The organism is Hyella patelloides LEGE 07179 (genome assembly GCF_900659865.1).
Taxonomy (GTDB): domain Bacteria; phylum Cyanobacteriota; class Cyanobacteriia; order Cyanobacteriales; family Xenococcaceae; genus Hyella; species Hyella patelloides.
The window spans coordinates 1-6,188 of the sequence record NZ_LR214382.1 but is presented as its reverse complement, the minus strand read 5'-3'; the positions used below and the strand labels follow the sequence as shown (position 1 = coordinate 6,188).

Here is a 6,188-nt window from a genome sequence, read left to right as displayed (position 1 = left end):
TGATGATGTTCGGTATCATGTTCGCATTACATAATGTAGACCAGTATCGTGCAGAAAGGAGAACAGATAAGATTCAGACAGAACTACAAAATCGAATGCCTGCCACTGTCGCTCTTTTCTCTCCGATAACCAAGCAATCTCTCTCTAGCGAACCTTCGCCAAACACAGATGAGGAAACTGCTCGTCTTTTGCGTGCGATTGAGGTTTCGACTCCTCACGATCCTCAAGTTAGCGTTATAGTAACTGCTGAATCCCCTTACACCCACTGTATAATTACAGCACTACCAAAACGAGAAAGTCTCACTCCAGAAGATGACTGGGAATATCTACGACGGCAGTATTTAACTGGGTTCCCCTCGAATTGGGAAAAAGATGCAGTGCAAGCAGGATTTGAGGGCAAGGAGATCAGTGTTCCTGACGAAAAAGCTGGAGTGTTCTTTAACTCTCGTGTGCCGAGCAGTTGGGGGATAATAAAGAAAGACGATCGTGTCCTCGGAATCATCATGTTCAAAGGATCGATATAATTTCTACCTCCGATAATCTCACCGATTGATAAGACGATTGAAACTGCTGAGAAAAAAAGATTTGAGGTCGAGCGTAACCCTTTTTGTCAGAATCGTTTCTATAAGCCTAATCAACCTAAGCCTCAGAGAAGTCGATAACTATTTGCCATTCTTGATTATTCATAATTCACTGAAAATTCTTTCCTCAAGTCTTTTTTCTTATGGTTCGGACATTGATAATCGAAAGGAATCATATTTACTCGAAGGGTTAACCAAGAACCTAAATTGGTATGGGAAATCGGAAATTTAGTAGTTGCTTGTTTTCTAACAATTACCCGATTTGTTATAAATTCCGAGTTATTCAGACATTTCTGTTTTTTCTGGCGATAAGATTCGTTCTTACTCATGACTGATTTAGTCCGAAAAATTAATATTTGTCAGCTAAATAGCTTTATTTTCCTGTATTTTTTCCAGATATGTTAGTATTTGCCTTGTTTTGAGAAACATTTGCGGATTTTCATTACATATCAATAACCATTGATTAGATTCTTGTTCTTGTAACAGCAATTTTTTACGATCGATGGAAAGTTCGATTACCCATTGATTGTTAGGGGATTGATATGCATCACAACCCAGCAATTTAACTTGATTTAGTAGACTTTTTTTCATCAAATTTTTTCCTTTTTGCCGACCCTTTTTTATATTTTTGACATATCATTGTAAATATTATGTGAAGAAAAGCTTGATTATTTGGTCAACTAAAAATCAATATTTTTGTATTATACGAATATGAGAAAAATATAGAATTATGGGAAAAAGCTTTGAATTTGACAGCAAATGCTGGTTGTGGAGCAATTAAGAAAAAGATTCGGAGATATTTGAAGCAATTATCTTCATAAATTATTTTTCTCGTGAATATTAATTCAACAAGTACTATATTTCTGTTTATTCTGGTTGCCGAATCAATTTTTCTGGCGGGAGGGTTCGTTCTTGCTGTCGTCTTCTAAAGTCATTGTGTCTTTGAAATTGTTCTTGTTGTTGCCTTCTAATATCTTGATATTTTTGTTTTTGGTCACTTTGTTGTTCTCTCCATTGTTGAGTTCTCTGCTGATATGCTTCATGGTTCCTTTGAGGTAAACTTGGTTCTGCTTCAGCGATTAGTGTTACGGGAAAAGTTTTTGGCACAGAGTTTTTCTGGACTCTTTCAATGGCTGAATTGACGGGATATTGAACTAAAAAAATCATTAATAAGTCTAAAGCGATCGCGAAGTGCCTCGGCAGAGCCGAGATCGCACTTTTGAGCCAAATCATGCTTTTGTGGGACATATTTTTATCCTCTTTCTCTTTAATAATAGAGATTTTCAACGCGAAATAAATTCTTGGCAAATTGTTAACTCCAATTCGATGACTAAGCTTTCAAGGTAAATAAATATAGAACAACTGGCTACTGAGACATTGCCGACCTTAGCTGTTGCTCAAGCTGCACTAAATTTATTCCTAACGCTTCTTTTAGTATCTTGGCTGCTACTCCAATAAATTCCATTGGTTTCTCATCTCCTTGAGATATTGCCACTTTTCTGGCTGACTCAATTTTCTCAGTTTCTTTTAAAATGCCCAGTAGTAAGTGTCCTGAATCGATGTGTGTCTGACCCATCTGAGTTGCCTCCTCAAGCGCAATTTCAATTACTCTTTTAGCTCTGGAAGTAAAAGGCGTTTTATCAGGAATAGGTATTTCTGGCGGGAATGGTGGAAACTCGCCAAGTATTTGTATAATCTGATGTTGTACGATTTCAGGAGTCACCCCCGCAGCTTTTAGAACCTGCGAAGCAACACCAGTATCTTCTGCTAAAAATCCCAATAGTATACCTTCTGTCCCAATGACATAAGTGTTTAACTGGTAAATGGCATCTTCTGCCAAACGAATGACTTGAATAGCATCGGTCGTGAAGTTTTTCTCTGGTATGACCCAATTCAAATTCATTAAATTCATATCATCGGCAAGCAAAAGAAAGGAAATTGCTTTGAGAATGTATTCAAATGTGGCGTAATCTATCGCGCCCCAACTAGCAGTTTCTACTTCCTCTTGCTGATACATCCTCATAAGTGATTCGTAAATTTGTTCGTCATCACGAATTAAAGATCTCATACTTTGCTCCCAACGCCTGAATAACTTATACACAGAAAGGCTGTCAACATTCATTCCCTTGCTCATCTCAGTACGTGATTGGGTTAGTATCTCTTGCCATTCCGCCTCTCGTTCGCCAAATCTCGATCTCAGAATTTCTTGCTGTTCTGGTGTAAGATATTGCTGTTTGGACATAGAAACTGTTTCCATTACTTGAATTAGGTTGTCAACCGCAACGGATCGCTTTGTTTCAAGTTCTGTAGAGATCACATCTAAGCGTTTGAGTAATGTACGCGATAAAGCCATCTGCTCTTTTACCTTGGCTCGATGCAAGTCTATTGTTTGCTGAAGAGAAAGATCGGGATTTTTCAAACACTCGCGGATTTCCTTCAGAGAAAAACCAAGCTGTCGCAGCGATACGATTTGCTGCAAGCGAATGATATCCTGGTTACTGTAGAGCCGATATCCGACCTCTGTTCGATGGGAAGGACAAAGCAAACCAATTTCGTCGTAATAGTGCAACGTCCTAATTGAGAGTCCAGTTTGTTGTGACAATTCACCAATCTTCATGAGTTCAAACATCTTTAACTCTGCTCCTGTTTACCAGAGAAATGCGGTTGATGAGTTCATCCTAGAGCCTGACGTAACGTGAGAGTCAAGAGAGATTCAGGTATTTGTGTGAAATAAATTCTTTGGTAGAGACAAATTGCAATAGCATGAAACGGACTTTTGCTAAGCTCTCCAGTTTTTGTCCTATACTGAGGTAAACAAAAATGGAATTCTTCCCAAAAGTTGAGATTTAGGAGAAAAAAACATCTCAATGCTCGGCTAATTAATTCTCAAATTATGGAAAACAGTCACCCCAATCAATGTGTCATAATCACAGGAATGCATCGTTCTGGAACTTCTTTGACTGCATCTTTATTACAAAGTGCAGGTCTTGAAATCGGCGATCGCTTAATGGCTGCTAGCGAATGGAATCCTAACGGATTTTTTGAAGATTGGGATTTTGTGGCACTTCATCAGGCGATATTAAGCTCTCAAGGAATTGCCCATGAAGGATGGACAAAAGAGAAATTAGTTGAAGTTCAAGGACAGTATTTAGCTACGGCTCAAAGTCTCATCTCAGCCAGAAAAAATAAACAAATTTGGGGTTGGAAAGATCCCAGAACCACTTTATTTCTAGATTTTTGGTTGCAATTAATTCCTGAAGCAAAATTCATTTTTACTTTTCGCTCACCCTGGGAAGTGGTAGACTCCCTGTTTCGTCGTGGTGATTCTATTTTTGACACTAATCCCAACTTTGCTTTGGAACAGTGGAGTATTTATAACAGGGCGATTTTAGATTTTTATCAACGCTATCAAGAACAATGCTTGTTGTTAGACATCAGAAGTATTATTAGTAATCCGAATGTTATTATCAACTTGACCGAGCAAAAGTTTCAATTAGAATTGCGATCGCCTGAATCTCTTTACAAACCATCTTTATTTAATGTCGATGATAGTATGCATTATCGACAAGCTTTAGTTACTAAGTTATTTCCTAAAGTTATCGACTTGTATAATCAACTTCAGCAACAGTCAGATGAAGTTGTTTCCTCTACAGTAGAAGACCAGCATATAGAATCAACTTATGAATCCTGGTTGTTGCAAGATTGGCACGATTTGAAAAAAATAGAAAATGAAAAGCATGAATTAGAAACCCAGTTAGTTCAAGCTCAAGCAAATGAAACACTGCTACAGCAAACTGAGATTTTGCTCAAAGAAACACAACAAAAGCTACAAACAACAGAAGATAAATTAAACCAATCCGAGAAAAAGCTGCAAACAGCCCAAGAAATAATAGAGCAATTAAAGCTTGTACTTGCAGGGATGGAGAGTAGCAAATTCTGGAAACTAAGAAATTTGTGGTTTCATCTAAAACACAAGTTTCACAAAAAAGAAGCCGATTCAGCCTATCAAAACTATCTTGCTTCTCTTGATGAACAAACTTCAATGGAACAATCTAACCCAGTTGATTTTACAGATGAAATAACCCCAGGCGATCGTCTTTAAGACTTGAAATAAAAATTATGCTGATTATTTATCTTCTATGGCTCTAGATTTTATTGCTTAATAAACCCAGTCAAATTTTCAAACTGAAGTTTTGATCGAAAATCAAATAGGGTGAGTTACAATACTTCTCGAATAATTAATATTCGCTCTAAAAAGCTGTTCTGAAATATACTGAATACTTCGTGAGTAAAAGTCTCTGTCGAATCCTTAAACAAGATGTATTGGCTAGAGTCACGTTTTTCGCTCATTGAAACTAGATGAAAAATATTTTAATAGTCTCTCATTCACATTTTCCCAGCAATAGTGCTGTTCATGTCCATCACTTTGCTAATGAATTGGTTAAATTAGGTTTAGATTGCGTTGTAGCCGTGCCTCATGATAAAAATAGTATTTCTACTTTAAAGGGCAATCTATATGCAGTTACTCAATACGATGAGATTGACTCTATAACGGACTTGTTTTCTAACCATCAGCCTCCAGATGTGGTTCATGCTTGGACTCCTCGTCAACACGTAAAAATCTATTGTTATGCTTTATCCATAAGATACGAGTTTAAATTAGTCATTCATTTAGAAGATAATGAAGAGTCAGTAATTGAACGCTTTCTTGATGTGTCTTTAGAAAATTGGTCAACAGAATGGGAACAGTTATTACCTTATAATTTGTCTCATCCTGTCAAATATAAAGAATTTATGGCAACTGCCGATGGTTTTACCGTTATCATCGATAAATTAGCCCAATTTGTGCCTTCTTCAGCTTCAAAAATTACTCTTTATCCAGGCGTAGATACAAAAGAATTTTACCCGCAACCTAAAAATACCAATTTACTTACAAGTCTAGGCATTGAAAAGGGTACTACAGTACTTTGTTATACAGGGAATGTTCACTTAGCCAATGTAGATGAAGTTCGATGTCTATATTTAGCAGTCGGTAAACTTAATCAAGCAGGGAAACCAACTGTTTTAGTTCGTACAGGTACTAATAATAACTTACAATTTCTGGAAAAAGATCGATTATGGATTAAAGAATATGTTGTGGAGTTAGGTTGGATAGATAGAAATAAAATTCCCGAAATTCTGGCTTTAGCAGATGTTTTAGTACAACCAGGAAAATCAGATGAGTTTAATGATTATCGTTTTCCTTCTAAAATCCCTGAATTTTTATCTATGGGTAAACCAGTAATTGTTCCCAATACTAATATAGGTAAAGTCTTGACCCATCAAGAAAACGCTTTAATTTTGGATTCAGTGGATGAAAACTCTTTACCAGCAATGATTGATTTTCTTTTGGATAATCCTCATTTAAGACAAAAACTTGCAGAAAATTCCTTAAAATTCGCTCAAGAAAACTTAAATTGGACTATTAGTGGACAAAAATTATATTTTTTCTATGAAAGTCTTTTTGCAGAAGAAAAAGTGATTTCATCCTTAAGTAATGCTTTACAAAGAGTAAGGCTGCATCATCAAGAATTTAACTATTTAAAAACAATAAACGATTTAAAAAAA

At 36.4% G+C, this 6,188-nt stretch carries 7 protein-coding genes; 3 read left to right on the top strand and 4 right to left on the bottom strand.

The features are described from left to right. Positions 1 to 524: hypothetical protein (locus tag H1P_RS34870; RefSeq protein ID WP_222427404.1), on the top strand; the 524-nt coding region annotated here is incomplete at its 5' end. Positions 525 to 679: 155 nt separating this feature from the next. On the opposite strand, the gene H1P_RS34865 is transcribed toward H1P_RS34870, so the two are convergent. The 4 genes from H1P_RS34865 to H1P_RS34850 all read right to left on the bottom strand — a co-directional run bounded on the left by H1P_RS34865 (position 680) and on the right by H1P_RS34850 (position 3,210). Further along, positions 680 to 910, bottom strand: a complete 231-nt coding sequence (locus tag H1P_RS34865) for a hypothetical protein (RefSeq protein WP_144876292.1) — start codon at positions 908 to 910, stop codon at positions 680 to 682. 34 nt (positions 911 to 944) lie between these two features. Next, positions 945 to 1,172 carry a hypothetical protein gene (locus H1P_RS34860; protein ID WP_144876290.1) on the bottom strand — a complete coding sequence of 76 codons (228 nt, stop codon included), beginning with the start codon at positions 1,170 to 1,172 and terminating at the stop codon, positions 945 to 947. Between the two features lie 276 nt (positions 1,173 to 1,448). After that, positions 1,449 to 1,829, bottom strand: a complete 381-nt coding sequence (locus H1P_RS34855; protein ID WP_144876288.1) for a hypothetical protein — start codon at positions 1,827 to 1,829, stop codon at positions 1,449 to 1,451. Positions 1,830 to 1,947: 118 nt separating this feature from the next. Further along, complete coding sequence (locus tag H1P_RS34850; protein ID WP_144876286.1) at positions 1,948 to 3,210, bottom strand: MerR family transcriptional regulator; 1,263 nt, start codon at positions 3,208 to 3,210, stop codon at positions 1,948 to 1,950. Between the two features lie 264 nt (positions 3,211 to 3,474). Between H1P_RS34850 and H1P_RS34845 the strand changes: the two genes are divergently transcribed. Together H1P_RS34845 and H1P_RS34840 are read left to right on the top strand one after the other, a co-directional pair. Continuing rightward, complete coding sequence (locus H1P_RS34845; RefSeq protein ID WP_144876284.1) at positions 3,475 to 4,683, top strand: sulfotransferase family protein; 1,209 nt, start codon at positions 3,475 to 3,477, stop codon at positions 4,681 to 4,683. 257 nt (positions 4,684 to 4,940) lie between these two features. Then, on the top strand, positions 4,941 to 6,188 hold a 1,248-nt coding region (locus H1P_RS34840), incomplete at its 3' end, for a glycosyltransferase (protein WP_144876282.1).

Coding starts and splice junctions, on each gene's coding strand:
- H1P_RS34865 (WP_144876292.1), bottom strand. CDS start 910: ATGAGTAAGAACGAATCTTATCGCCAGAAAAAACAGAAATGTCTGAAT.
- H1P_RS34860 (WP_144876290.1), bottom strand. CDS start 1,172: ATGAAAAAAAGTCTACTAAATCAAGTTAAATTGCTGGGTTGTGATGCA.
- H1P_RS34855 (WP_144876288.1), bottom strand. CDS start 1,829: ATGTCCCACAAAAGCATGATTTGGCTCAAAAGTGCGATCTCGGCTCTG.
- H1P_RS34850 (WP_144876286.1), bottom strand. CDS start 3,210: ATGTTTGAACTCATGAAGATTGGTGAATTGTCACAACAAACTGGACTC.
- H1P_RS34845 (WP_144876284.1), top strand. CDS start 3,475: ATGGAAAACAGTCACCCCAATCAATGTGTCATAATCACAGGAATGCAT.